Genomic DNA, 26,970 nt, shown 5'->3' on the forward strand with positions numbered 1-26,970 from the left:
TTTAACTGCCTAAATACCGCAAGCGAGGGCACTTGCGGTAGTGGAGGACAATTGAACGTTAAAACTAAACTGGATATTAAGCAAAGTATTAAAAGTGCGGTAGCATGCCGCTCATACTTTTAGAACCGCCCGCCTCACGCTGTAACGGCGGCGCAGAGTGATCTGGTGGAAGTACTGGCTAAGTTTAAGCCGAGGATTGTGCGGATGGTCGATGCGAGAGCGAAGCCGGATAATTAGCCTGTAGTCAGAGCCAGGCATAATTATTCGAAGTTTCTTCGAATAGCGGTATTTAAAACCCCAACTGCCCAGCCTGATATCATATCGGCAGTCTTTTAAGATATAGCATCTCTGGTATATCGTTTTCCACCTGATACCGATCATGAACCGTTTCCGGCTTTAAATCATTACAGTGTGGGCAGATATAATCCCCGAACAGGAAGTCATACACCGTAATACCGCACCCGGCGTATGCTTTTAGCAATGCTGAACGATAATTTAGCACATCCGGGCTGTTAAAGGACAATTCTGGTTTTAAAATATCCGATAACTTATTGCCGGTAGTAAATGTTGGTAATACTTTATTATAAAACTTTACAGCCAAAAACGCTTCAAATATCGCCGGATGCTGATGGCTCTTCTGACAGGTCAGGCAACGGATCACCTGCGTTTGATTCGCCTTTACCAACCGGGAAGGTTCCGCGAGATATTCGGGTAACTGCTCCTGATCAAATAGCTCACGCAAGATTGTGTAAAGCCGCCCGTACCAGGCATCGGCTTTTATCCCACTATATGATGGGCCCCAGTCGTTTAAAGAACCTGCACCGCCGCCGGGCAGCATACCTCCCCTTCGTAGGTTTAAAAAGGCATCCAGCCAGTAATGATCGTTATTAAGTTCGATCATTTTGATCAGCGTTTCGATGTATTGGTTTTTAATTGCAAACGTTATTTTAGTCATCATGTCAAATCAAAATACCGAACCCGGCCAATATACTGGTGCCATAAAGCCGACTACCAGAAAGCGTAAAAAGTGGAATAGCTGCATGATATTTAGATGCCAATCGGCACCAGGCAAAAAACAACTTGATACATGATCAGGCTCATCGTTTTTATCAACACTAAGTTGTTGATTTTGTTATGCACAGTATCTCAAAACCACGTTATTCGATGGTTGTAAACCTTGAATAACGGAGCGCCGAATTGGAAATATTACTTTTCGTCCAAATCAGGTTGCCGGTATGCGTGGTAAATTAAACAACAGCTATATTTCAACCCCTCATTCTCACTTATTCAACATTTATTGTGTAATTTCCCAGCATACTCATTTCTTAACATGAAGCTGTTCTATTCTATTTTAATTGTTATGTTAACCATCAATGTGGCAAAGGGCCAGTCAAACCGGGTTGACAAAGTAGTGGATTCTTGTATTACAAAAAGAAATTTTAATGGGGCAGTTTTAATAGCCCGAAATGGCAAAATAGATTATATAAAATACACTGGTTTAGCAAATCGTCATTATAATATTCCATTCTCCGCTAAAAGCAGATTTCAGATATTTTCGGTAACCAAAACGTTCACTGCCGTACTGATTATGCAACTGTACCAACAAGGCAAGATCAATCTTGATTCAACAATAGCGGCCTATTACCCAGAATACAAAGGCGAAGCCGCTCACAAAGTAACTGTCAGGAACTTGCTAACTTATAGTAGTGGCCGCTATTTAAAAGAAATGGATCCCAAGTTTATTCCGGAAGCTTATGACCAAAATTTGTGGCCGGTTGATACGTTCATTAACCGATATTGCTCCGAGAAATTGATTGATACCCCAGGTACTAAATTCAATTATAGCAATGGCGATTATATTTTACTGGGCAGGATAATAGAGAAGATCTACAAAAAGCCATTTGATGTGATCCTGCGTGAAAAAATACTCATGCCACTTAAAATGCTTAATACCAACTACCTGCGTCATGAAGATATTGTACCGGATCTGGACGAAGGCTATCGCAATAAGGAGGGTAGCGTTGACTCCTTGATCATGCCCACTAACCATTATATCGATAATCATTTTTCTGCTGGAGCGATGTATTCTACGGCACAAGATTTATTAATTTTTGACCAGGCTATTTTTAGCCATACACTGCTTAAAAAATCGACGGTGGATACTATGTTAACTTCTTATCCAAAACTGGGTGATGTAGCCTTTGGCTTTTGGGTATATCCCAGAAAGATAGGTAATACAAATACCGTTTTTGCTGAGAGACAAGGTGGTGGCTACGGTAACGAATCGAACTGGGTACACTTGATAGATAAAGGAGTAACGCTCATATTGTTGTCGAATACTGAAACTACTGATTTAAACAAAATGAGATTAGATGTATTAAATGTTTACTTAAATAGCAAACAGGTTCGCAATTGAGCTATTGTATTAATAGGTCAATTACCTGTCGCATATGTCTTTGCTTATGGTCATCATGCTAAGTAGGCCAGCAATGCAGCTTATACTTCTCCGCTATATTTTATTAATTTAATACCGTTACGGTGTGTAGGTTTTGATCACCCTGTCAAGTACTGTTTTAAAATTGGTTTGATAGGCGGGTTTCTGGTCATTATTAATGAGCACTAAGTCTGTATGCTTTACCGGCTTACCATCTACAAACTCATAAATGCTTGATAACAGTAAAGATTTACCTGGCTGTATGTTTCTCCACAAAAAAGCGGAGGGCCTTGGTATGGCTTGTTATGGCTATCTTTTAATTGAGCCTCTTTTTGAAGCACCACCGACTTGCCATACCGTTGAGATACATACTTATAGATTGCTTCTGATTCTGCAGTGGTTTCAAATCCAATAATGACCCCAACTAATCTCTTCTCTTCGATAGAGTTGAGCAAAAATGCAACAAACAATGTTCCGTTAATAACACAGGCCCAAAACTGTAACCTCCAATATCATAAGTGGTATAAGCCGGTAAAGAGGTTAATGGTTCTGATCTATCGGCAGATTTTTTACGATCTTTTACGATAACCCGCGGATCTTCTCTAAATGTCAATTTCTCTAAATCCACTTTTTGTTGTGCGCTACATGAATAGCCCACTAAAGCTGTTAGTAAAATATTAATAATCGTTTCATCAAATTTTTAATCAACATAAAATTTGCACTGATACCGGATACATATTCTAAACTCTTTATCACAGCAAACTTGGTTATCAGCCCCCAATGCTACCGCAAGGTACTGTCGCTTGTGGCTTGCTCATGCCAGTCATACCCACAAAACCTGCACTGCTTCGCCTGTGGTGTCCTGGCCAATTTACCGCACTTAGGGCACCAATTGAAAAACACTTCATTAGGCTGCTCTTTTAATATACGCTCTGCGCAGTTTAATATAAACTTTACATATCCCTCCTCCAATTGCGCTAATATTTCAGGCTCGTCGGTTAACCACTGATTGCGCAGATATATTTTAGTTCGTATTTCGCTATCGGGCATTTCGCGTAACTTCAACGAGTGGCGATGATGCTTTAATGCTATCATTTCCGGCTCAGTAAGCAGGCCCATGTAATGTGTGATAATATAGTTTGCATTTCCAGGCGTTACTGTCTCCATTTTATAAATATCGCAAAAAAATAAAACAATTCTACCTGCGCAAATACACTGCGCAGCACCTCTTCATCTTTGTATCAACAAAACAAAAAAGGAGGTTCAAAATGAAATTCAACCTGTTAAGCAAAACAAAAACACAAACGGTTAACCATGCCGGCGAAAAGGCGTTTACGCTATCGGCGGAGATGGAGCTGTACACAGCCGTGGTTACCTGGAGCTTAAACGATAGTTTTTACGAGAAAGACGAGGCACGTTTAAACCGCTTGCGTCACCTGATATATGCCTGCGAGCCACGCTTTGTAGCCAAGCTGGCGGTGTATGCCCGCACCAAAATGTATATGCGTTCGGTACCGCTGGTGCTGGTTACCGAATTGGCTAAGCTGCACTCGGGCGATAACCTGGTCGCCCGGGCAACGGCAGGGGTAGTTAACCGTGCGGACGAGATCACAGAGCTATTGGCCTGCTACGAATTGCTAAACCAACGCACCGGCACCAAAAAGCTGAACCGGCTGAGCAAGCAATTGCAAAAAGGACTAAGCGAAGCCTTTAACCGTTTCGATGGGTACCAGTTTGCCAAGTACAACCGCGATGGCGCTATCAAACTGCGCGATGCCTTGTTTTTGGTTCACCCACGGGCAAAGGATGATGCACAGCAAGAGCTGTTCAACAAAATAGTGAACGGTACTTTAGAAACGCCTTACACCTGGGAGGTGGAGTTATCGGCCATCGGCCAGGTACACTACGAGAGCGATGCGGCTAAGGCATTGGCCTTCCGCGCCAAGTGGGAAGAGCTGATAGACAGCGGCAAGTTAGGTTACATGGCTTTATTGCGTAACCTGCGCAACATACAAGAGGCGGGAGTAAGCTATGCACATTTCGAGAAGGTATGCGCCCGTTTGGCTGATGCCGGTGAGGTAGCTAAGGCCGAGCAGTTCCCGTTCCGTTATTTGGCGGCTTATCGCGAGCTGATCAATCCTGTAGTTAGCAAAGTACCTGCGCCAGGTGTATTGGCAAAGCTAACCGCTTTAATGCAAGGCAGTAACAAAGGTTACACTGGTGAACTGTTGAGCGCTTTAGAAAAAGCTGTACAGGCAAGCGCAGTCAACATCAAAGGTTTCGACGAGGACACCCGTGTGCTGTTAGCCTGCGATGTTTCGGGATCTATGCAGGTACCGGTATCTGCCAAAAGCAAGATACTCTTATACGATGTGGGCTTGATGCTGGCCATGCTGTTGCAAAGCCGTTGTAAAAACGTGGAGGTAGGTATGTTTGGCGACAAATGGAAAACCATCAGCGTACCACGCCATAACATATTAGGTAACGTACAGGAGTTTTACCGCCGCGAGGGCGAGGTGGGTTATGCCACTAACGGCTACCTGATTATCAAAGATATATTACAGCGTAAGGTACAACTGGACAAGGTATTTTTATTTACCGATGGCCAGTTATGGAACAGCAACAACACTGCCGACCATATCCAAACTTTATGGTTACGGTACAAGGCCGAGGTATCGCCAAGCGCGAAACTCTACCTGTTCGACCTGAAAGGCTACGGACAAGCGCCATTGCAAATATTACGCAATGATGTGTACCTGGTAGCCGGCTGGAGCGATAAAGTTTTTGAGGTGTTAGCAGCCTTAGAAAACGGTGGCTCGGCGCTGGATGCTATTAATAAAACAGAGCTGTAGAGCCCCCCAGCCCCCTAAAGGGGGAGCTTTTGATTTGCGTATTCAGCTTTTGCAAGTCAGTTTCCCCTTTAGGGGGGTTAGGGGCTTATAAAAGAAGGTGTCGTAAATAAGTCTTACTTCGATTAGGGACGCAGGGGTTGGCGGTTCGAGTCCGTTCCCGCAAGGGTAGCTCAATTGGATAGAGCACTGTGAAAGATTGGCTTGTTGACTGTTGCCCTTCTTTTAAAGATATTGAAAATAAAAAGGTGTCGTAAACAGGTGTTACTTCGCAATCCAAAACTGGTGTCGTCGGTTCAAGTCCGACCCTTGAAAAAGGTAGCTCAGATGGTTAGAGCACAGAGAAAAAAGCACTTGTTAACTGTTACCCTTTTTAACAAAAAACGAATTGAACATATAAGGATGCCGTAGAAACGGGTTACTTCGCTCATGAAGGGGGTGGGCAGTGTGGTGTAAGCTATGCTGAGGGTTCGAGTCCCTACAAGCGAGCCCCCGTCCCGCGTTCGCCTGTCGCTCCTTATAAAATATAAAAGGTGTCGTAAACGAGTGTTACTTCATAACGCTGCGGTCGCCGGTTCGAGTCCGGCCCTGTAAAAAGGTACCTCAGTTGGATTAGAGGACAGCACAAAACCATAGTCACTTGTTGCTTTTTACCCTTTTTCAAGATATAAAAGAAGATGCCGTAGATCAGCGTTACTTCGACTGTCAATCGCAAATACCAATCGCTGGTTACCTGTTGCTCTTCTTTTAAAACCTGAAAGGTGCCGTAAACTGGTGATACTTCGGTTAGAGCGTCCCGAAAGGGAAGGCCGGTGGTTCAAATCCACCCGGCGATTTAGGTCGCAAGTAGCTCAGTAAAAACTCACCGGTTGCTTTTTGCCCTTTTTTAAAACATAATGAAAGATGCCGTAAGTGTGTGATACTTCGCCTGGTGAAACCGTGTAAGCGGTAGGGTTCGACTCCCATAAGACACATGCTGACTATTGCTCTTTCATTTATATTTTGTAACCTTATATCATTGAATTTATGACGGAAACTATCCTCCAAAAACTGCTCGAACTGGAGCAATCGGAAAATATAAAAATACTGTACGCCTGCGAATCAGGCAGCCGGGCCTGGGGCTTTGCCTCGCCTGATAGTGATTTTGACGTTCGCTTTATATACGTCAGACCGGTTAACAATTACCTGGGTATAACCGAGCTGCCAGATCATGTGGGGCTTCCTGTTAACGAGGTGCTGGACATAGGTGGTTGGGATATCAAAAAATCACTAACGCTATTTCTGAAATCAAACAGTACACTGTACGAATGGCTGCAATCGCCAATCGTATATCAGGAGCATACCGCTTTCGCTGATGATCTGCATAAGCTGATGCCGGAATACTTTTCATTACGATCAGGTGCTAACCATTACCTGTCAATGGCATATAATACACTCCGGGACGACCTACAAACCGAAGAGGTTAAGCTGAAACGTTATTTCTACTCCCTTCGCCCGGCGTTGGCGTGTTTGTGGATAATAGAAAAGCAAACGGTACCGCCGATGGAATTTGAGCCTTTAAGGGGCATGATAACCAATACTGAAGTTCAAAATGCCATAGATGAGTTACTTGAAAAGAAAAAAGATGCGGTTGAAAAAGCAATGATAGCACCTGTTACAATACTTAACCAATGGCTGAGTGATACGCTTGATTGGTGCAAAGAGCGTATATCTGAGCTTCCGTCCGAAAAGAAGTACCCTGATGAATTGAATAAGCTCTTTAGAAAATATATCCAGCCATGAACTACGAGCAGTTAAAACAGCAAAAAGAACTGATCCTGCTGGATTGTATCAGCGGTAGTATAGCTTATAACCTGAATGTTACAGGCTCTGATGTGGATAAGAAAGGTATATTCATTATGCCGCAAAAGCAGCTTTATGGATTTGAGCGACAAGATCAGATAGCCAATTCCACCAACGATGAAGTATACTTTGAGATAGGCCGTTTCCTGGAGCTATTGACGAAAAATAATCCCAACATACTGGAACTGTTAAGTACGCCAAAAGAACACATCTTATTTCGCCACCCGTTAATGGACCTGATCAAACCGGAAGATTTCCTATCAAAACTTTGCCTGGATACATTTGCGGGTTATGCGCAAACACAGATCAAAAAAGCGAGAGGCTTAAACAAAAAGATCAATAAACCTTTGGATGCCGAACGTAAATCGGTATTACACTTCTGCTTCGTGATGCATAACAATGGCAGTATCCCGCTAAGGGAATGGCTAACAGAACATAACTTTACACAAGAAGAATGCGGCTTAGTTAATCTGGATCATTTCAGAAATGTGTATTTATTGTACCATCAAAAGCAATTAACGGAAGGACGATTTAAAGGCATTATGTCAGGTGTTGATGCAGATGATGTACAATTAAGTTCTGTCCCTAAAGGAATAGAAAACATCGCTGTAATGACCTTTAACAAGGATAGCTACTCCATCTATTGCAGGGAATATAAAGAGTACCAGGAATGGGAGGCAAAGCGCAATGAACAACGTTACCGAAGTACGCTATCACATGGCAAAAGTTATGATGCTAAAAATATGATGCACACTTTCCGGCTCTTGAATATGGCCGAAGAAATTGCACTATACCGTCAAGTGATCGTTAAACGTGATGATCGTGATTTCCTGCTGAAGATCCGCAATGGTGAATTTGAGTATGATGAGCTAATGCGGATGGTTGAAGAAAAGATGGAAAAGATCAAAGCGGCTTATGAAAAATCAACACTGCCTGACAGGCCTGATACTCAAATGGCCCAGGGTATTTTAATCCAGATCAGGACTGCCTTTTATTGAGCTACTCAGGGTCTGCTAATTAATTGCCTCTACGTAATCAAATCGGGTGAACCCTATCTTACCCATTTTATTGTCTAACAACGCCCCTCGTTAATCTCATTGAAGTCGTGAAGATAGATTACGCATAGAACAATCACTCAGTTGAGCTTTGGCGATTTAATTATCGCCAAAGCATTTAGAGTTGACTGGTTAGTTTAAAGCTGGTGCTAACGGCCAATCGACAGGAATATCTGTTAAGGCGTGCAGGTAATTGGAGATGATCTTATCACCGATCACCATGGTTACATCGATCAGGCTTGCTTCAGTATAACCGGCAGCGTAAAAATTTTCTAAAACTTCAGAGCTAACACGACCGCGATTTTCTGTTGTAGCCTTAACCAGTTTAGCTAAAGCATCTAATTTAGCGTCAAAACCGACATCGGCCCTGCGTATATCCAGGATCTGCTCGTCGGTAAAGCCATTCATTTTTGCGAATTGCGTATGAGCGCTCAGGCAATAAGAGCAGTTGTTTACCTGGCTCACTACGAGGTTGATCACCTCGCGCTCTTTGGCACGGATGGACGTCTTACCGTTTTGGAGAGCGAGGTAGTTGCCTAATGCATTTTCAGAATGAGCAAAAATAGCATATAAGTTAGGTACGAAACCTACCATGCCATTCAGGCTTTCAAAAATAGCCTGGTTAGCGGGAGATACTTGTTCTTTAGTTGGGATTGGGAAATTTTTCATTGCTGTATTTTCAATTGCGTTGTTTTTATTGAACAATACAAAGGTGCAACAGCAGGCACCCCTAATGAATAGACAGAGTTCCCGATGGCATGTAACTATTGCCCGATATTTAAAGACGATTTTGAATTCCTAAAATCAGTAGGGGATAAACCGCTTTGTTTTTTAAAGAAGTTACTGAAATAGGCGGCATCATCATAACCCAAATCATAGGCTATCTCTTTGGCAGATTTATCGGTGTACATCAGCAGGCGCTTAGCCTCCAGAATAATACGCTCCTGTATTGCAGCCAATGGCGATTTATGATTGTATAGCGCAAAGTAGTTAGCCAACGTTTTTGGCGACTTGTTTAACTGATCGGCATAAAATTGCACGGTATGTTCTTTACGGTAATTGTTTTCAACCATGACGTTAAACGTTCGCAACACATCCAGCTTATCATCTGTTATGGCTTTATTGGTAAGGTATTGTTTTTTGGCCAGGCGGGTAATGATGATGATTAACCGCTTCAGGATCATTTGAAGCATATCTCTTTGAATAATATCCTTATCATCAAATTCGTCAATGAATACTTCTAATAACAGGGTTAGCTTTTTTTGCTGCTGCTCATCTAAGTTGATAAACATCGTATCTGCCGATCCGTAAAAAAGAAAACCTACACAGCTTACTTCTTTATCATGATCGACAATACAATAAAAATTGCGATTGTATTGCCAGGCAATGATCTGTTCTGTTTTCTCAAAGCTAAAGCTTTGATTCACCATTAACGGCAAAACTGATTGCGACGGAAAAGTACTGGTTACGCCGTCGATGGTTACTTTTTGATCAGCTCCGTTATTCCAGGCAATGGTTAAAAATTTATCCTTACGGTCGCGCTGGAAAAACAGACGGTCAAAATCAGATTCATTAATGGTAAGGTGTAGTTCACCGGCGGACACCGGATCGAGATAATGTAATTTCATGAATCCTGGAATGAAGCAATTGCAAAGATAGTAATTGTATCGATCAGCTTTATTTTTATAGCAGTGGAAGATCAAATAGCTTATTTTCCTGATCGATTACTGATCCAAAATCGGGATCAAAACGGCCATATTTTTGAAATAAAAAAAATGCAAGCGACCGTTTTCCTTAACAGGTTCGGGTTATAATAATCGTTCCCGTCGTTCCCTTTAAATTGCTGGATGGATAAATCCCGTTAAAATTATCGTCGCCATAAATACCAAGCTCAATATCATTATCCCGCCTTTACTCGTCAGAAAGCGGACTACCGGCTCCTCATAACTTTTATTCAGGAAGAAATGTCCCGGTAAAAACGGCCAGTAAACCCTGCCATATATACGCTTATCCATCTGACAGCCTAAAACTATTATTCCAATATTTAGTACCAATAAAACAGAGATGGCCCAATAGGTTGCTTGCATCATAAAGTCTTTTAAAAAAGGAAGGCGTTTCCACACTGCCTTCTATTGTTAAATTTTATTTAAGGGATCATGTTCTGTAAGCCAAACGGATGTTTTGCACCAACACCTGAAATTCATGCATTTCCACTGAAATATCCTTTTTAGTTCTTTCAGGTTTTTACCTATGAAGTGAATTTTAACATTATCCTTGCATTTTGTATTATTCTATATAATATTCAGATCCTACCTTTTTGAATTGCCCATCACCATCGCTTTTCGAACCTCCCTTCAAGCTGTCGTGTTTTAACTGTTTAGTAATCTCCAATAAGACTTCTTCAAGTGGTTCATCTGCAAGATTTAATGATACCGGAAAATTAAGCAAGCTTTGTTTAGCATTTATCGATACATCATATTTACGACTAAGCGATGCGATCACATTTTGAAGTGGCTCGTTATCAAACACCAGATGCCCAACTCTCCAGGATGCGGAAATAGCAGCATTTTCAACAGGAATCTTTAACAGAGGACGATAGGATGCTTTAACAGTAGCTGAAATATTTGCTCCTGAATCTTTTATTTGAGGTGCCAATGCTGTTGGCCGTTGGGTCAATATTTTTACCATTGCCCTATCTCCATTAAAATAAGCTTTTTCATTAGGTTTTAAGTACAGCGTATCTTGCTTCTTGTTCTTAATAATACCGGCATTCCCTGTTGTCAGCATTACTTTTCCTTCCAATAGCGTTACTTCAATTGCTTTATTTGAATCATAAGCATTTACATTGAATTTTGTTCCTAAAACCTTTGTTGTCAAATTTCGTGTGTGCACTAAAAAAGGGTGCTTCTTATCCTTTGCAACCTCAAAATAGGCTTCTCCTTCTAAATAAACCTCTCTTGTAGTGGCCCCGTCAAATGATTGCGGACACCTGAATTTACTGTCTGCATTCAGCCAAACCAATGTGCCGTCACTTAAGATAATCTTGCTTAGATTCCCGCGTTTAGTATGATAGTTATTATAAGCCAAATTCTCCGATTGTGAATTTCGATTAAAAAACCAAATACTTACCGATACAATGGCAGTTAGCATTGCTGCTACGGCAGCATATCTTTTCCAGTTAAATCTTCGTACTTCTACTGTATCAGGTAATTTGTTAAGGCGCTGGTGGATATTTTGGAACATTTCCTGCCCTGTAAAACCAATTTCTTCTGTACTCAATATATCATCAATTGATGAGCCGGAGTCTTGCTCTTCGTAATATGCTTCTACAAATCTTTTTTCGACGTCCGTTGCGTTCCCGGCCAGGTATTTCTTTACTAAAAGCGTAAATTCCTTTTTATCCATAAATATATAGTATCAAAAATACATCAATCTCCTATGCAGCTTGCAAAATATTAAAAATTATATCGCACACCTACTTGCATCTGCCATCTTGATTGGTTTATATCTACTTGGTACGGAGTTGACGGCTTTTCCCAAACATAGATAGGATAACCTGCTGTGGTAGTCCCGGTTGGTCTTAAGCCAACACTTGCCGAAGAATTGAACAAATCAGACGAAAAATACACCTTGCCCCAGTTCCTATTCAGCAAATTGGTTAAGTTAAAAACATCCAGGCTTACCGTAACGGAACGGTTAAATTTAGAAGACAGCTTTATTGTTTCTGATACGCGCATATCTGCATTGATATTCCATGGCGTACGCGCACCGTTTCGCTGTGTAAATTCTCCCCTATGATCTTTCAAATATGGTACCGACCGGATGTATTGCTCAAATTCCTGGGCCTGATCGGCTGCTGTTTTATAGGCTATAGTATTATTAGATAGCAGCACGTTACCGGTTTGAAAAAAATTAATGATCTCGCCGGAGGTTGGTATATATGCCAGGGTTACCTGCTGACCTGTATTTTGAATATTGATTGGGGTATTTACAAAGCCGTAAGTAAAGGGAGAGCCTGACGAGCCACTAAAAAACAAGCTTACATTTGTTTGATATCTTTTTTGGGCACCATAAGCAACCCGATAATTAACGGCGCTTATTATCCTATTTCGAATATCAAAATTGGAGTAGGCAAGTTGCGGATTATTGGGGTTCAAAGCCTGGTTTAGCTGCCAGTTGGATTCCATCGAGTTACGAATGCCGTTTGCCAAATCTTTTGATACACCATAGGTATACGCGGCCATCACATCAAGACCAAAAGGAAAAGTTTTGGTTAACTGACCGGTAATGCTGTACCGATAACCCTGATGCGTGTTGGACAGCAAGTACATTGATGTAAATATAGGGTTATTTGATTTTCCTGAGAAAACAGGCTGTTGTTGATTAATATCGTACTGGTAATAGGATGCGCTATCCTGCTGATTGATTTGTTTGAACTGTACGTCGTAGATAGTCTTGGTGTAAATACCTTCTATAGTAAATTTGTAGCCAGACCCGGCATCCACATCTAAGCCAAGGCTTGTACGCCATACCTGCGGCATCTTAAAATTGTTATCAACCAGGTCAACTTGCGTCGGTCCGTTTGCATCCAGAGCCGATTGACCATTTTCATTCACAGCAGTTCCGGCTATGCCGGTACCCGACGGCTTCCTTGGATCGGTACCGGGATTAGGAACCGTAGGTGGCACAGGGGGGACGGCTGTTGGATTGCCTGTGTAATTGTATCTTTTATCAAAAGCGCCATATGTATTGCCGTTATTGTAAAAAGCGTAGCCGAGCCATGCAAATGGTATGCGCCCGGTAAATAAACCAGAGCCACCTCTTAACACCACTTTTTTATCTGCATTGATATCGAAATTAAAACCAATGCGCGGCGATACCTGTATTTGTCCAAAGTAATTGTTTGTTATTGCTGACGGCTGTGTGTAAGTGTAAGTTGTCCCGTAAAACAAGTCTTGCTGCGCGTTGGCGGTTTTTATAGACAGTGGTTGTTTATTTGGCAAATCGACCATATCCAGCCGAAGCCCCGGAATAAGTTTAAAACGATTTGAAAATATAATTTCGTCCTCTGCGTAAACGCTGTACATATTTACTTTAAATGCTGCCGATGGATGATTAAGGATATAGTTTCGATCTTGGTTTGCGTACAAAAAGTTCCCTCTTATCCTGCTGGGGTTGCCCGCTAAAAAATCATCGACGTTGGCATAATCCACACGACCGTTTGGCGAATTTACAAAACCATATGTGATATTATAAAGTTCATTGTGTGTTCCTATTGTGATAGTATGATTACCTTTAAATATGGTAAAATTATCAGTCAGCTCCAGGCTTTTTTGCTTCATATTAAAAATACTTGCTTCGCGGTCGGTACCCAGCAATATAGTTGTGCCAAGCGTGCGGCCGCCAATTTGTATTTGCGGGTAGTAAGCGTAAGATAAGGGATCACGATAATCATGAACCGTTGTATAGCCCACCACGAGGTTATTTGCCATTACACTGTTAAAGCGGGATTTCAACTCGGCAACGGTTGCCACCTGGTTATTGTGCTGGGTATAATCGATACTTGAAAACCTGAAGTTTTGATCATCCCGGGTAAGGTTTGTTGCATTAGAGTTAACTACATTGCTACGCACAGCCAACTGGTGCTTATCAGAAATGTTCCAATCAATCCTGTTAAAAAACTTAGTAGATTTTGAGTAAATATTGTATGCACCTGCCGTTCCGGGATCAAACCCAAAGCCACTGTTTTTGTAATAATTAATGATGTTATTGGCATCTGAGGTTGTCAAAATAGCCTGAACCGCGGGCGATGCAATCGTTTGGGCAAGCGGCTCTCTTCTATCGGTAAGCTCTTCGTTGGTAAAAAAGAATAATTTATCTTTAATGAGAGGAAAGCCAACGCGAAACCCGGTCTGAAGATCGTGAAAACTGCTTGATAAACGACCTGTCCCGCCGGCATAATCAGTACCTGTAAGTGTATTGTTGCGCCCAAAAGCGTAAACCGAACCTTCTATATTATTTGTACCGCTACGTGTTACGGCATTGATGCTGCCACCTGTAAAGTTACCAATCTTGACATCGTACGGTGCTACATAAACTTGTATATCCTGTATCGCATCGATAGAGATTGGGTTGGTTCGCGTAGAGCTGCCTATCTGGCCTGAAGTACCTGTCTGGCCGCCAAGCGAGGGGCTAAAGCCAATCGCATCATTATTGATTGCACCATCTATAGTTACATTATTATATCTGAAGTTAGTACCAACAAATGAATTGCCGTTGTATTGCGGGGTAAGCCGTGTATAATCCTGAAAACTGCGAGAACTGGCCGGCAGGTTACGTAAACGGTTTGATGATATATTTAAACCGGTTCCGGTAACATTTGCGCGGGGCGCCCCCGTGCTTTTGATAACAACCTCGTTTAAGGTTTGCGCGTTTGATTTTAGCGTAAAATCTATCGAAGCGTTGGCACCCAAACCAATGTTAACGTTTTCACGCGATTGGCCTTCAAACCCAATGAATACAATACTGATAACATATGGGCCACCTACTCTTAAATTCACCAGCGAGTACCTGCCAAACTCGTTGCTTGAGGTTACATATTTTGTGCCGGTAGGTAAATGCACGGCGGTAATAGTTGCCCCCGGCAAAAACCCGCTGGTTTCATCGTTAATTTTTCCGCTTAACGAACCTGTGGTTTCCTGAGAATATCCTTTCAATATGCTCAGGCATACCAGCAGCATTATCGTTACGACATACCTGGCGGTATTTATAAAATGATAAGATTTAGATTGCATATTAATATTCATAATTGAAGGAGCGCTTGCCTGAATAATTGAATTGTATATCGTTAAACTTCTCGTCAACTTTAAATGGGAGCCCTTTACTGTTGTATTGGTATGTGCGCAAAGCGCGATAAACAGTTATGGTATCTAAGGTTGGCACCGACCCACCGGAAGATGGATTAAGTATGGTACCTACCAATTGGGCTGATGTAATATTGTTTTTGTTTACAAGCGCTGCAAACTCACCCGGCAAGGTGCTGCTACTTTGCAAATATGGTAATCCAGAAAAAGGATTGGGCTTATCATCGAAGCTATAAAAGCTGTATTGTTTTAGTGTGGCCCTGCCCTGCAAATCAAGTTGGTTTTTAATGATTTTTACAACGTTGCCCCCTGTTACATCGTATGTAAACAGGTATTGGTACCGTATGGCAAAACTCAGCGGCTTTTTAACAGAATCCAAAACGCCAGTTAGCTTACCGGCAGCATCATAATTAAAAACTAATTTGCCGGTATCGCTAAGCGTGGTATAATCTACCCTTGCAGGTTTACCGCTTGTATTGTAGAATATTGTTTGTACACCCTGGTTATTAGCAACCGATTTTATTAATTTATCGCCGTTGTATTGTAAACTGAATGACAATAAATTTTGACCTGATCTTTGAAACAGGTTGGTTATTTTGCCATCATTGTTATACGAAAACGTAAATGTGTTAACGGGTAATACGTCATAATCGCTTAGTAAAAGATCGTAGCGCGATAACTGGCCATTAGGTGATGCTTCGGCTGCCGTTGGCTCAACCCCTTTTTTACATCCTGCAAAAACAAACGCTAATGTTATAAATAAAAGCAAACAAGTTTTTTGCAGCAAACCCGCCGGAGTATCAGGATAATTTTCAGCGTAATTTTTTTTCATTGGTAATCTGTTTTTATCTGTTAACCGCGCTATAATGTTTTATACATTACAACTGGTATTAATTATATTATTTTGGAAAGAAAACGGAATTAACACCTGCCCTTTGATAATTGATGCAAGACCTAAACCCGAGATAGTACGTTTGGGCTACTCCATTTACATCCTGGAAAAGATTCTGATCCACGGCAATTGGTATAGTACATATAGCGGGGTGAAAATTGGTGCCGTCTGATCTCACCAGCCAACTGTCTATATCGGTGCCGGTTAATGGTTGTCCTGTGGTACTATAGGTATAATCGGCCTTAGGGAACTGGTTGAACACAGCAAGCCAATCGCCAATTGCTACCGGAATGCTACCAGTGGCGCTTGATTGACCCGCACGGTAGGCCAGTACCCTGTAGTAACGCGGCACCCTTGTTTTGCCGGCGGCGCGTGTGGTATCGGGCTTACCGGTAGTTTTGTTTATGCGCATATTGGCCGCCACATTGATTTCATAAAAAGGCTCATCAACGGTCGACTGGTAACGCTGCAGCCCTTTTACTACCGGAACCTCGGCTCCTACGCTATCTATCGTATTAGACACACCTCCGCCCTGCATGCTGTATATACCAGGGCGTAGCCCATACAAAGGCGCTATGTAAATATCAAGCGAACCTGTGCTTTGATTTACACTTTGATCGGCATAAGCGGGCGTAACGTTTATAAACCTGATATAAGCCGACGAATCTTTAAACCGGGGTAAATGATCAGGATGGTCCTTTATGGTGACGATATCAAACTGGTTAGAAAAATAGTTAACCGCCTCATTAATATTATATATAGGCAAAGCTGAATTGACATTATTATTCTCTGCCGATACAAATTGCTTGGCAACCGCTTTATTAACCAATAAAAACGTTTGTATGGCCCCCCCCTCTAAAGTAACAGACTGATCAAAAAACTTACTACCTCTTACCAATATCGGGTTGCCAAACACGCTTGACTTTATTACGCTGTAAAAGGTCAGATTATGTTGTGAGGTCGGCAGGGCCGCCCAATTGTAATAGTTAACATTATCTATAATTGGCGCCAGCGCTGTACGGCCGGTAGGATTTGGAAAAGTTGCATAGGTGCTGCCGGGCTTATTGCTAAAACCATATGTACCGGCAAAGTTTAAGGGCGAGTTATCCGTCCAGCCGCCAGATGGGTAATTAATAGTGGTGGTACTGTTTTGGGCGGGGTCTGGCTGGTATAATGAGCCGTCGGGGTTGTGTATCACCGAATCACCGTTGGCATTTACCTTTCCGTCTAAATAAAACTGAACCTGCCCGTTACCCGGCGCATCAATAACCACCAAACGGGTATAAGCGTTTGCAAATTCGGGCGATACTACCACCTCGCGTTTACATCCGGATATGGTAATCAGCAACACTATTGCCCATTTATGTTTGAAATATATTTTCATTTATCTCTCTTTTTTATCTATTAAGGATATTTTATTTACCAATAAACAAGCTGAAATAATCGGCTAATTTGTCTGTTAAGGGCTCCATACGCCCGTAAACTGTAACCACTTTAGCGCTACTGCCGTCATCATTTAATCGGTGCAATGCGGTATAAAAAGGTGAGTTTCTATGATTTGCATAGTATATGTGCTTCCCTGCCCATAAAAATCCTGAATTTAAGGGGGCGATGTATTGTTCTCCCGATGGTGAATCAGCCCAATTAGCTTTATTGTACAACACAGTGAGTTTTTGCGTTTCGGCGTTAAAATTGTAAATGGTATTAAGATTAGTTGCGTTTGACCTGGTAACAATAAGCAGGTTATTGCCATGCGAAGCATCGGCCATAGTTGACACAACAAAATCAGTATATGGTATTAAACCAAGCGGCACCAACTGGCTTACTTTACTCCCCTTTTTTACATATCGCACCTCTTTTAAACTGCTTGGGTCAACTTGATATTGAGGAGCACCAACAACGCTGTAAAAAATGTAGTCTTTCCCAAATTTCAGGTCATAACCGTTAGCATCACCAAGGAGACCTTTCTGCAGGGTTAAAACTGGAGAGGTAGCTGATACATCGCCGGTGTAGTAATCGTCGCTAATACCCATTTTAAGATAAATGGTGTTACCATCTATGGATATTTGCTGGCCCGGAGTATAATGAATAGAAGCAGAGGAGTATTGACTTGTGGGATCGGGATAGAAATTGTTGTAAGCGGGCACGCTAAACGTTTGGCTCCAGACAGGTGCCGGGGTGCCCGAACCACTGCTGTAATTGAACTTCATTAATTTATATTCAGCCGGGAAGGGGTACGCCGAGGATGTAAGATAATATCCATTGTGCTGATTATCGTTAACTACATAGTTGTATATTGAGTAAGCTTGTATTCCCTGTTGGTTTGTGCGTGATAACTCGGGGTAAAAAGGAGGGCTGTTATAATATTGTGGATTTGGAGGAAATGGAGCACTATTCATCTGGTATACCAGGCTCGTTTGCGACGAACCGGTATTTGTCAGCCCTTTTATAAACCTTTCTGCACTAATCTCGTCCTGGTAAGTAACATCTGAGAATGCATACGATGGGGTCATCCAGTAAATGTGCCCGTCTTCAAACGGGTCAACTTTCGACACCGTATATTGGATAGGCAGCGAGTTTAAGCCGCCGGAAGTAACTTGTATGGGCCCGCTGTCAGACAGATCCGGCACCACCACCTTAAGCTCGTTAGCCGTCGCGTTGATTATTTTACCCGAACTGGTCCCGTTAAAAGTTACAGAGTTAAGATCATAAGGGATGGAAAAGTTTTTTCCTTTTATGATAATAGTATCACCCTCATAAGCTCCGGCAGGGGTTATGCTGGTGATGGAAGGCTGTGTTCCGCCTACAATGGTAATTTGCTGGTTAAAGCTTGTGGCCTGGCCTAATGCAAAACCAACGCTTAACGTACCGCTTTGCGCTCCCTTTGGAACGACTACGGATAATTTGTTTGAAGAGGCCGAAATTACCTTAAACGATATTGTGGCAACTGAAACAAGGTTTTTTTCCGGCGTGGTATTAAAATTATCTCCGTTAATGCTCAGCGTATCGCCTATGTTCAAAACTGTTTTGCTTAAGCTGCTGATGGTTACCACCGGCACTACTTCAGTCTCCTTTTTTTTGCATGCTGCCTGTAATAAGATTACGAGTAATAAAAACGCGTAATTTGATGCCCGGCGTTTAAATAAAATATCATAAACGTATGTAAATAAGGCAAATATAATCTCTAAATGCACAGACAATTTTGCCGGCATACAAGATACCTGGTTACTTAGTGTGTTTGTCTTTTTCATAAGATATAGTAAAGTTGTGCGCTTTGTAAAATAAAATTTGGATTAACGTAGGCATCAGAACTGTAATATACGTAAGGCCCAAATGACCCGCTATCACCCTTGTAAGGTGTGCCGGGCAATAACCCCATGATATAAAGCGTACCCGAATTGCCGGCAGTAAAAGGCATAGCAATCGGTTTATCATTGCTGCCTGTCTGGAACAGCGGGACGGTAGAACCTGCCGCCGTGACGTATAAATTTTGCGTAAGCAGGTTGGGTTTTAAGGCTATATAGTCATTTGCCTGTCCATAAGTAACCGCATTTGCCAATATAGGTCCTGTTGGGCTGCCGATATGCACATCTACCTGGGTGCTGCCACCTAAAATATTTATTATCCTAAGCTTAAATAAATTAGCATCGGGCGCCAGATCGTTTTCCAGTACAAGGTGCCCCAATGATTGGGATGTGGTATTATCAGGCAACAAACAAACAGTGTATGAGCCAACCTGAAAATCGTAATTAAACTGGTGGTAGTTTGGAGAGTAAACTCTGCCTGGCGTTACGTTAATAGAGTACTGACCCGGCTGAAAATAACTGGTATAGGATATGCGCTGCAACATACTGGTGGGGCTGCCACCGTTTGCCAAAGTATTAGCAAGATGGATATCTTCCCCGCCGGTGGGGCTTATTGGCCACCTCAAAACATTGATAACCGATTGATTAAACCTGACATCTAAACCAGAAGCATTGCCTGACAGAAACCCGATAAATCCAGGAACATTATAAGCATCGTTAATAACCTTAACCAAAGCAGCTGTACTTGCATTACCAGGATAAGACAGCGACGAAACTGTAAGTTCCTTTAAACTCGACGGGTCGCCATCATGCATCGCGTACACCTTTGGCCTGGGTTGTTTTCCTTTTATAAAGTTGGTTATATCACCTACGGCAAAAAAAGAATAGTTTTTGCCATCGTCAAGCTGAAAGGGCTTAAAACTGAGCTGTACCTGGGGCGCAGAGTAGCTGGATATTTGTAACGAGAAATTTTTTAATCCTTTCTGGGTAACATTGTAGGTATCAGATGCCCGGGCCGGTTGTGCAGTGGTATAAAAGTAGATGGGCATTAATGATACCGATGTACCCTGTCCAATGTTAGGCGAAACGCTAAGGCGGATATCTGACGAACCTGCTATACAGTTAAATAACCTGATACCGGTAGTTCCGTCAAAAGGGTGATAAACATCTTCCGGGTAGTATATAAGCTTGGGCACTATGGTGTTTACGGGTGTATATACTGTGTCGTAAGCTGCAAATGTGCTGAACACAATATAACTGGTATTGGGCTTAAACTGGAAGGTACTATTGTCAGGAGCGTTGGCAAATTTTGTTTTAACAACAGCGTCGCTGATATTGATAAGTTTACTATTTGCCTGTCCTTCGTTTGGATTAAACGCACTTGACGATGGATAGTATTTACTTAAGCTGAATTGCTTGACAGCCTCTCTGGGCAAGCCGTCAACAGCAAAAGTAAGGGTGCTGTCATAGGCAAATGTATTAAAGAAATGAAATTGCGAAGGAACTTCTGCAGTGGAATCCACATGAGTAAACAGCCTGCTGTCTTTTTTGCAGCCGGTTAAAGTTACACTGGCGCAAAGCCACATTAAACCTATTGCAGCACATAAGAAATGCGCACCGCTTATTTTGAACAATGCTTTTAAATGTTTTTTCATTAGTTGGTTGCTTTTGAAATAAAATTGGAGTGCTTAACCATTATTAATCTTATTTTTTTAGCCGGATCATTGGTATTTAATAAGCCCGCAGCAACAAGAGTATAGGTACCCGGGGCCGGCAGCGTTTTAAACGGCGGAGAAAGAGAACCAACCAGCTTTGTGGCTAAACTATCCTTACGGGCAGCGCTTAAACGCGCGTTAAACTTAGTTGGGGGGATAAACGTATCGTAACTCATTCTTGAATTGCTGCCTAAAAACTTGTAAGGCACCTCCTGATCATTAACAGCGTAATAACCCATGTTTACTTCCTGGCCGCCGGAGTTAACACTTTGCAGCGTAAAAAATATTTTCCCCGCATCAGGCGATAGGTTGAACTCGCCTACATTTGCAAGTTGCAGCTTGGCAGGGATGCCATAACTGGGGTCGCCCTTTACAAAATCGTTTGAAGATATGGTGTTGCTTACAGGCAACAAGGCAGGCAGGCCATTTAATTCCGAGTAGTAGTAAAAACTAATATTTGCAAGTCTTGATACCTGACCGTTGTAAGTGTAAAGGGTTTTTCCGGCGCTGGTAAAGGTTAAGGTTACGTTGCCTGCCGGAACAATTTGCGGGGTTGTATAATCGCCAAAATGAAGCGAGGGAACATCCTTCTGGCCGCCATCGTAAGCAACCTTTACAGCCATATCGGGCTGGTTTGGATTGGCGTTCACTACCTGCACCTGGCCAAAATTATCAAGCTGGCCGGCACCGTACCTTCGATCTAATGTAACAGCGTAACCGTCGCCAATAACTAAAATAGTGTAACAACCACCGGCGGCGAAAGGATAGCTGCCGATATTGCCCCGGTGCATCGTCGAGTGATCTGCAAGCCCTACCTGATCGCCCGGACCCAGGCAAGGGAAAAGGTAGTTACTGGTTTGATAATCAGTTAAAGGCGATAAATTAAAAGTATTTAATACGTCATCCAACGGGCCCGAATTATTAATGTATTTTTTTGTGGTATTGTTATAAATCAAAAATTTGTGGGTGCCGTAAGGTATTTCGCTATACTGTCCAACGCTGCCAAATGCCAGATTAGCGTTACCTGTTACCACAGTGCTGTCGGCATATTGCATTTGCAGCGCGTACTTTTGCCCCGCCGAATTGTCGGGGTGCGGTGTGCCGTAAATTTGTGTCATCGGGTAACCATAATTTACAACCCTCACCTTGAATTTACCAGGGGCCGGGGCGCCCGGATCGGAAGCGGTTAAAGGTATAAACTGTGCACTCGGCTTACCGTTATCGTCATAAAACACCATGTTGCTGTAACCGCTATGTGCAGGAACGGTAATGGTTTTCTGTAAAACCACGGCGGCAGCGTCCGGATTTTTTCCGGGTGGTTGAGGCTTTTTATTATATTGATCGGCAAACTCATACTTGGTAACTTTCAAAGAAAAAGTGCCACCGCCGGCAGGTATCAATACTGCCGGAGCAACGCCATAGGTAAAGCCCTGGTAGGTGTCTGTTCCGCCATAATAAACAAGTGAATCGTTCAAATAAACCAGGTAACCAATATTTTTACTGTAATCGGCGGCAAGGTCCGGTAAAAGATTAAACAAGCGAAGCGTATCCTTTTTGGTATTATCCGCCGGGACAAATGTAGTAAGGCTGTTTTTGTCTTTTTTGCAGCCCGGTAAAATAACCACGCATGCAGCAAGCAAAATAATTAAGCCTGATAAGAGTGCTTTTTTCATAACTTAAAATGTGTATTTAAACCCTAATGTGTAAACCGAACCATAGTTGTAGGACCGACGGAGATAAACCCGGTTATCAACGCCAAACGTGTTGCTGTTACCCGCATTGGCATAATAAAAATTGGTTGCGCTGTTTAGGGCATTCTTAACGAATGCCTTGAATTCCAGTTTCCGGGTAATTTTTTGCGACCATACCACGTCAAAAGTTGCTGCCGGATATTCGTAAATATTGGGTGATCCATCTGAGTTGATATCAGAAAGCCGTTTACCTGTTTTGTTATAAAGCAGGTTTAGCTGCGTACCCCATTTAGGATAATCAAAATCGATATTGATGTTATAAGCATAGTTTGGCTGATCAACCAGCGGACGTGTCTTGGTGGCATTACGATCCAGCAGGCTGATCACGTAGTATTCGGTAGAATCGATAGTTGTCCGGCTGCGGGCCAGCATTACATTGGCCCCTACGTAGATATATTTGCCTATATCAAAAAGTTGTTTAAGGTTCTTTCGCACCTCCAGTTCTATACCGTAAACCTTGCCTTGTGTGGGATTATTACGAAAGGTAACAAAGCTGTTTACAAAGCCGTACTGATCTATAGTACCGTTGGTATATACACGTTCTATCTGATCTTTAACCGTTTTGTAAAATACAGAGGCGGATAACAGCTCCTCATCGCCAATAAACCAATCTGTACGGAAATCGTAGTTGGAGAATACGCCGTTACGAAGATCTTTGTTACCGTAAATGGTAAGCTGCTGGATGGGATCGCGCTGTGCTGAGAGCACAATTTCGTTTAATTCCGGCCTGATAAGCGTTTTACTAAACGCTGCCCTGAAATTAAAATTCTTAATCCCTTTGTACACAATAGAGCCCGAAGGCAGCCAATTATGTGTTAGATAATCGGTTTTATAATTACGATCAAAATACTCCTTGTCCTTGATACCGGATATTGTAGAGAAATTGGTGTTTACCGTATCGGGGGTAGATTGAAAGCTCGTATTTTCTATCCTTACACCACCAATCAATCTCCAGTTATTTGTAAGGTTCAAATCAACCATACTATAAAATGCCACCACGTCCTGTGTGGCGTGGTAACTGTTTATAAATAGCTTGTTTGATCCCGCGATACGTGTAATGCCCGCTTGCGGAGTATATAAATATCCGGCAACAAGCGGCTGTCCCTGCTGAATGTTGGCACTGCCTATTACCCCAACCAGGTTGGCACCGCTCCAGGCATTTAAGTTTCCTCCGAGTGTGGTTAGGTTATTCGGCACCTGCGAATAGCCTCCATATGCGTTTAATGCTGTCGCACTATTATCTGTACGTGTGAAAAGCGATTCGGAGTAGGTTCGGTTCCGGCCATAGTAATATGCGCCGGCCTTAAATATAGATACCGTATCCCTGCCTATTTTAAATGGCACAATTAAATCTGCCTTATAATTTGAATTATGCTCGCCAAGGTCGCGATAGTAACGATCTGAGGAGGCAAAATATGATCGTTCATACTCAGATGGAATAAGCAAGGACGTGGTATTATCGCCAACGTTGGCACCATAATTAGGGTTGGGAACCCTTCCCAGCGAATCTACCCGCATTTTAGTATCACGGTAATCTGGATCTTTTTGACTTGCGATTGAACGGCTTAGACTATAGGTTAGCTGCCATGGACGTACTTTCTTAATGGGTATAAATTTGTGTACGCCTCGCAACTGGAACGAATTAAGCGACCGCTGCGTACTGCGCAAAACAAAATCATAGATGTGCTGATGATCCGGAAAAAAGGGTAGTACAGAGGGATCAACCACCTTTAAACCTGCGTTTGAGATTCCGTCCTCCAGCGACGCGTTAGTTTCAGTTCCAAAGTTGCCATTGTAAGTAAAGCTCACCTCGTTAAACTTGTTAAACCGGAAAGATAGGGTGGCTAAACCTCCATAGTTGAGTTGCTGGTTGCCTGTGTTCTCATTCAAATTGTAAAGCGGCAGCATACGCAACTCATTGGGGTAATTAATATTGGGCGTGCCGCTACCAGAAATAACAGGCTCTTTTACCGTGTATAAGTTATTAACTCCGTTGGGGTTGGATAGCGACCGGTTATAGTAATTTACGCCTAAAACAAGGCCCAAAACCTTACCCCCCTTCATCATATATTTATTTCCGTAAGATAATCCGTAGATCTGGTCGGGCGAGTAAACCCGGCTGCGCGTGGTTAAAAAGGGACTAAAGCCGTCATCCATTACCCTGTTAATTCTTAAAGCCTCGTTATAATGTGCCTGGTCTACCGCGCTGGCCTGGATAGCTTGAGTAAGACCGGTACCAATTGTGCCGCGTCCGGGCGAAAACCCTCTCGCGGTATAATCGGCTATAAGATCTTTATAGTCGTTAGTTAGCTCTAATTTTTTTACGTTTTGACCGAAAAAGCCCATGTTAGCGCCCTCAAAAGAGTTAGCAGATCCATACAAACCAATATTTCCGTTAAGACCGGTTTGAGCAGACAGAAACAGGAACTCGTTATCGGGGATTGTTTTTGTTTGAATTTCAACTACAGCGCCATTTGCATCACCGGGTTTATCAGGCGTTATAGATTTCTCCACAGTTATATTTTCGAGTAATTGTGCAGGTATCAGATCCACTGCAACAGAACTGCGACTGGCATCAGCACCCGCAAGCCTCGATCCGTTTAACTGCACTACGATGTTCCTGTCGCTAAGCCCCCTTACCGTTATATATTTACCATCTTTAACAGTTACGCCGGTTACACGCTGTAATGCCTGAGCGGTTGTTATACTTGCCGACTTATCCATCTGAACCGCGCCGATAGCGTCCTGAATGTTGGTGGATTGACGACGTTGCTCTAACAAAGCTTTTTGCGTGGTAGCTTTCCTTGTAGCAGATACACTAACGGTACCTAACATCCGCGAATCGGACACCATACTTACATTCAGCCGTGTAAGTTGCTGCGGACCCACAATTAGGCGTCGGCTAACACTTTTTAAACCTATAAACCTAAACTCAACAGTATATTCGCCTGGTTTTATAGCAACGAAATAATCGCCGTTATTGCCGCTGATTACTACCTGCTTGGTTTCCAGTACGGTTATAGCCACGCCCGGAAGCAAGCCTTTGTCATCAGTAACTATACCTGTGATACCGGTTTTTATAGTATTTTGAGCGTTCGCAATAATAGAAAGGGCGGCAAAAACAATTACCAGCAATCCCCGCTTAATCAGCAATACAGAAAATTTTATTTTAGGGTAAAAAAACATATGTGTAGGATAAGTTAGATAGCTGTATCTATTAATATTTATTGTCTTGAGGATTGAAACTACTCCAGTTTTTGGTCCAGTCTTCAGTACCGAATGCGCCGATATAAACCACATTCTTATCGAAGAATGGGCTGTCCGCATCAGACCCGGATGGGAATATGGCTCCTTTTAGTAATATTGACCCGTTTGCAGGCAACAGAGTTGGATCGTTAAGATGGCTATAATCAGCAAGACCATTGATGCCCAGGTCGTCCTTCTGCTGTGAAAAGCTGAGTACCTTAGTGGTATCGTTTACCTGGCCAAATATTACGCGCTTTGGCTGGATGCCATCGGTTATAAATCCTCCTTTAACTGATTTTTCATCAATGCGGCCAAACATGCCGCCGCGCACTGGCAATTGAGCCGGCGACGTGCCGGCGAAGAAACAATTTCGTATGAATATCCTCGCATACCCGCCTTCATTTTCATAATTATTGAGGTTCGTGTTTTGGGAAGATACAATTGCCACACCGCTTTGCCAGCTTGCGGCTATTACGGAATTATAAATAGCGATAAAATCTGATGCATAAAGCTGCTCACCCTTAGGTGAAAAAGCGTTACCTAATAAAATACCGCTGCCTGCATCGCTGTTTACAGTTGGGCCCAGGTTTAATATATTTCGGGCATCGGGGTTATATCCAACCAGTGTAAAATTGCTGAATTGATTATTAGTGGTACCTACTGTAGTTATTCCATTGCCTTTATAAAAAGAATCCGCAAAATATGGGTCTTTTAACCCGAGGCCGAACTGTGCTTTTATGGCTGTGCCAGACACCCTAAAGTCATCAGCCAGGCATCCAAATGCAATTATATGGTTGATAAAGCCGCCGTTTAATGCTGTCATTGTTATACCAGCCCCGCTGCTATATGATACCTGTATATACTTGTATATGCTGCCTGGAGTTAAATTGATGTTCAAACCGCTTCCTGCCCCAGTGGCGTTATGATACCCGGCATATTCTATACGCACGTACTGAAAAATTCCGTTGGGCACCTGCGTGCCGGTGTTGTTTGGATTTTCCGCGCCAATTATCACCCC

17 protein-coding genes are annotated in these 26,970 nt (G+C 42.5%); 4 read left to right on the top strand and 13 right to left on the bottom strand.

Features of this window, described 5'->3' with window-relative positions; translation table 11 throughout:
* Positions 1–316: 316 nt before the first annotated feature.
* Positions 317–958: a hypothetical protein gene (locus tag MUCPA_RS11115; RefSeq protein ID WP_157543870.1), complete on the bottom strand. Its 642-nt coding sequence runs from the start codon at positions 956–958 to the stop codon at positions 317–319.
* A gap of 402 nt (positions 959–1,360) precedes the next feature.
* Here MUCPA_RS11115 and MUCPA_RS11120 point away from each other — a divergent pair, with 402 nt between their 5' ends.
* Positions 1,361–2,416, top strand: a complete 1,056-nt coding sequence (locus MUCPA_RS11120) for a serine hydrolase domain-containing protein (RefSeq protein WP_217220471.1) — start codon at positions 1,361–1,363, stop codon at positions 2,414–2,416.
* A gap of 117 nt (positions 2,417–2,533) precedes the next feature.
* Here the strand turns inward: MUCPA_RS11120 and MUCPA_RS38220 are convergent, their stop codons facing one another.
* Positions 2,534–2,710, bottom strand: a complete 177-nt coding sequence (locus MUCPA_RS38220; RefSeq protein ID WP_169316165.1) for a hypothetical protein — start codon at positions 2,708–2,710, stop codon at positions 2,534–2,536.
* A 507-nt stretch (positions 2,711–3,217) separates the two neighbouring features.
* Positions 3,218–3,601 carry a hypothetical protein gene (locus MUCPA_RS11130; protein WP_008506446.1) on the bottom strand — a complete coding sequence of 128 codons (384 nt, stop codon included), beginning with the start codon at positions 3,599–3,601 and terminating at the stop codon, positions 3,218–3,220.
* A gap of 101 nt (positions 3,602–3,702) precedes the next feature.
* Here MUCPA_RS11130 and MUCPA_RS11135 point away from each other — a divergent pair, with 101 nt between their 5' ends.
* From MUCPA_RS11135 to MUCPA_RS11145, 3 genes are all read left to right on the top strand, one after another.
* Complete coding sequence (locus tag MUCPA_RS11135; RefSeq protein ID WP_008506447.1) at positions 3,703–5,286, top strand: TROVE domain-containing protein; 1,584 nt, start codon at positions 3,703–3,705, stop codon at positions 5,284–5,286.
* Positions 5,287–6,309: 1,023 nt separating this feature from the next.
* On the top strand, positions 6,310–7,065 hold the full coding sequence (locus MUCPA_RS11140; RefSeq protein ID WP_008506448.1) for a nucleotidyltransferase domain-containing protein: 756 nt from the start codon (positions 6,310–6,312) through the stop codon (positions 7,063–7,065).
* A complete protein-coding gene (locus MUCPA_RS11145) occupies positions 7,062–8,123 on the top strand; it encodes a DNA polymerase beta superfamily protein (protein WP_008506449.1) in 1,062 nt (353 codons plus the stop codon). Before MUCPA_RS11140 ends, MUCPA_RS11145 begins: the two co-directional genes overlap by 4 nt.
* Positions 8,124–8,312: 189 nt before the next feature.
* Here the strand turns inward: MUCPA_RS11145 and MUCPA_RS11150 are convergent, their stop codons facing one another.
* From MUCPA_RS11150 to MUCPA_RS11200, 10 genes are all read right to left on the bottom strand, one after another.
* The gene (locus tag MUCPA_RS11150; RefSeq protein ID WP_008506450.1) at positions 8,313–8,849 is read right to left on the bottom strand and encodes a carboxymuconolactone decarboxylase family protein; all 537 of its coding nucleotides are present in this window, start codon (positions 8,847–8,849) and stop codon (positions 8,313–8,315) included.
* Between the two features lie 95 nt (positions 8,850–8,944).
* A complete protein-coding gene (locus MUCPA_RS11155; protein ID WP_008506451.1) occupies positions 8,945–9,808 on the bottom strand; it encodes a helix-turn-helix domain-containing protein in 864 nt (287 codons plus the stop codon).
* 658 nt (positions 9,809–10,466) lie between these two features.
* Positions 10,467–11,585 carry a FecR family protein gene (locus tag MUCPA_RS11165; protein ID WP_008506453.1) on the bottom strand — a complete coding sequence of 373 codons (1,119 nt, stop codon included), beginning with the start codon at positions 11,583–11,585 and terminating at the stop codon, positions 10,467–10,469.
* Between the two features lie 50 nt (positions 11,586–11,635).
* Positions 11,636–14,974: a TonB-dependent receptor gene (locus MUCPA_RS11170; RefSeq protein WP_008506454.1), complete on the bottom strand. Its 3,339-nt coding sequence runs from the start codon at positions 14,972–14,974 to the stop codon at positions 11,636–11,638.
* Between the two features lies 1 nt (position 14,975).
* Complete coding sequence (locus tag MUCPA_RS11175; RefSeq protein WP_008506455.1) at positions 14,976–15,875, bottom strand: hypothetical protein; 900 nt, start codon at positions 15,873–15,875, stop codon at positions 14,976–14,978.
* A 67-nt stretch (positions 15,876–15,942) separates the two neighbouring features.
* A complete protein-coding gene (locus MUCPA_RS11180) occupies positions 15,943–17,319 on the bottom strand; it encodes a hypothetical protein (protein WP_008506456.1) in 1,377 nt (458 codons plus the stop codon).
* Between the two features lie 31 nt (positions 17,320–17,350).
* Positions 17,351–19,186: an IPT/TIG domain-containing protein gene (locus tag MUCPA_RS11185; protein WP_008506457.1), complete on the bottom strand. Its 1,836-nt coding sequence runs from the start codon at positions 19,184–19,186 to the stop codon at positions 17,351–17,353.
* On the bottom strand, positions 19,183–20,895 hold the full coding sequence (locus MUCPA_RS11190) for a DUF4397 domain-containing protein (RefSeq protein ID WP_008506458.1): 1,713 nt from the start codon (positions 20,893–20,895) through the stop codon (positions 19,183–19,185). The genes MUCPA_RS11185 and MUCPA_RS11190 overlap by 4 nt, the downstream gene beginning before the upstream one ends.
* On the bottom strand, positions 20,895–22,628 hold the full coding sequence (locus MUCPA_RS11195; protein WP_008506459.1) for a DUF4397 domain-containing protein: 1,734 nt from the start codon (positions 22,626–22,628) through the stop codon (positions 20,895–20,897). Before MUCPA_RS11195 ends, MUCPA_RS11190 begins: the two co-directional genes overlap by 1 nt.
* Positions 22,629–22,631: 3 nt before the next feature.
* Positions 22,632–25,892, bottom strand: coding sequence for a TonB-dependent receptor domain-containing protein (locus MUCPA_RS11200; RefSeq protein WP_008506460.1), 3,261 nt, complete (start codon positions 25,890–25,892; stop codon positions 22,632–22,634).
* Positions 25,893–26,970 lie beyond the last annotated feature (1,078 nt).

The sequence above is a fragment of the Mucilaginibacter paludis DSM 18603 genome (assembly GCF_000166195.2).
GTDB classification, from domain to species: Bacteria; Bacteroidota; Bacteroidia; order Sphingobacteriales; family Sphingobacteriaceae; genus Mucilaginibacter; species Mucilaginibacter paludis.

What these genes read in the sequence shown, in the direction of transcription:
- MUCPA_RS11115 (WP_157543870.1), bottom strand. Translation starts at nt 958, where the DNA reads ATGATGACTAAAATAACGTTTGCAATTAAAAACCAATACATCGAAACG.
- MUCPA_RS11120 (WP_217220471.1), top strand. Translation starts at nt 1,361, where the DNA reads ATGTTAACCATCAATGTGGCAAAGGGCCAGTCAAACCGGGTTGACAAA.
- MUCPA_RS11130 (WP_008506446.1), bottom strand. Translation starts at nt 3,601, where the DNA reads ATGGAGACAGTAACGCCTGGAAATGCAAACTATATTATCACACATTAC.
- MUCPA_RS11135 (WP_008506447.1), top strand. Translation starts at nt 3,703, where the DNA reads ATGAAATTCAACCTGTTAAGCAAAACAAAAACACAAACGGTTAACCAT.
- MUCPA_RS11140 (WP_008506448.1), top strand. Translation starts at nt 6,310, where the DNA reads ATGACGGAAACTATCCTCCAAAAACTGCTCGAACTGGAGCAATCGGAA.
- MUCPA_RS11145 (WP_008506449.1), top strand. Translation starts at nt 7,062, where the DNA reads ATGAACTACGAGCAGTTAAAACAGCAAAAAGAACTGATCCTGCTGGAT.
- MUCPA_RS11150 (WP_008506450.1), bottom strand. Translation starts at nt 8,849, where the DNA reads ATGAAAAATTTCCCAATCCCAACTAAAGAACAAGTATCTCCCGCTAAC.
- MUCPA_RS11155 (WP_008506451.1), bottom strand. Translation starts at nt 9,808, where the DNA reads ATGAAATTACATTATCTCGATCCGGTGTCCGCCGGTGAACTACACCTT.
- MUCPA_RS11165 (WP_008506453.1), bottom strand. Translation starts at nt 11,585, where the DNA reads ATGGATAAAAAGGAATTTACGCTTTTAGTAAAGAAATACCTGGCCGGG.
- MUCPA_RS11170 (WP_008506454.1), bottom strand. Translation starts at nt 14,974, where the DNA reads ATGCAATCTAAATCTTATCATTTTATAAATACCGCCAGGTATGTCGTA.
- MUCPA_RS11175 (WP_008506455.1), bottom strand. Translation starts at nt 15,875, where the DNA reads ATGAAAAAAAATTACGCTGAAAATTATCCTGATACTCCGGCGGGTTTG.
- MUCPA_RS11180 (WP_008506456.1), bottom strand. Translation starts at nt 17,319, where the DNA reads ATGAAAATATATTTCAAACATAAATGGGCAATAGTGTTGCTGATTACC.
- MUCPA_RS11185 (WP_008506457.1), bottom strand. Translation starts at nt 19,186, where the DNA reads ATGAAAAAGACAAACACACTAAGTAACCAGGTATCTTGTATGCCGGCA.
- MUCPA_RS11190 (WP_008506458.1), bottom strand. Translation starts at nt 20,895, where the DNA reads ATGAAAAAACATTTAAAAGCATTGTTCAAAATAAGCGGTGCGCATTTC.
- MUCPA_RS11195 (WP_008506459.1), bottom strand. Translation starts at nt 22,628, where the DNA reads ATGAAAAAAGCACTCTTATCAGGCTTAATTATTTTGCTTGCTGCATGC.
- MUCPA_RS11200 (WP_008506460.1), bottom strand. Translation starts at nt 25,892, where the DNA reads ATGTTTTTTTACCCTAAAATAAAATTTTCTGTATTGCTGATTAAGCGG.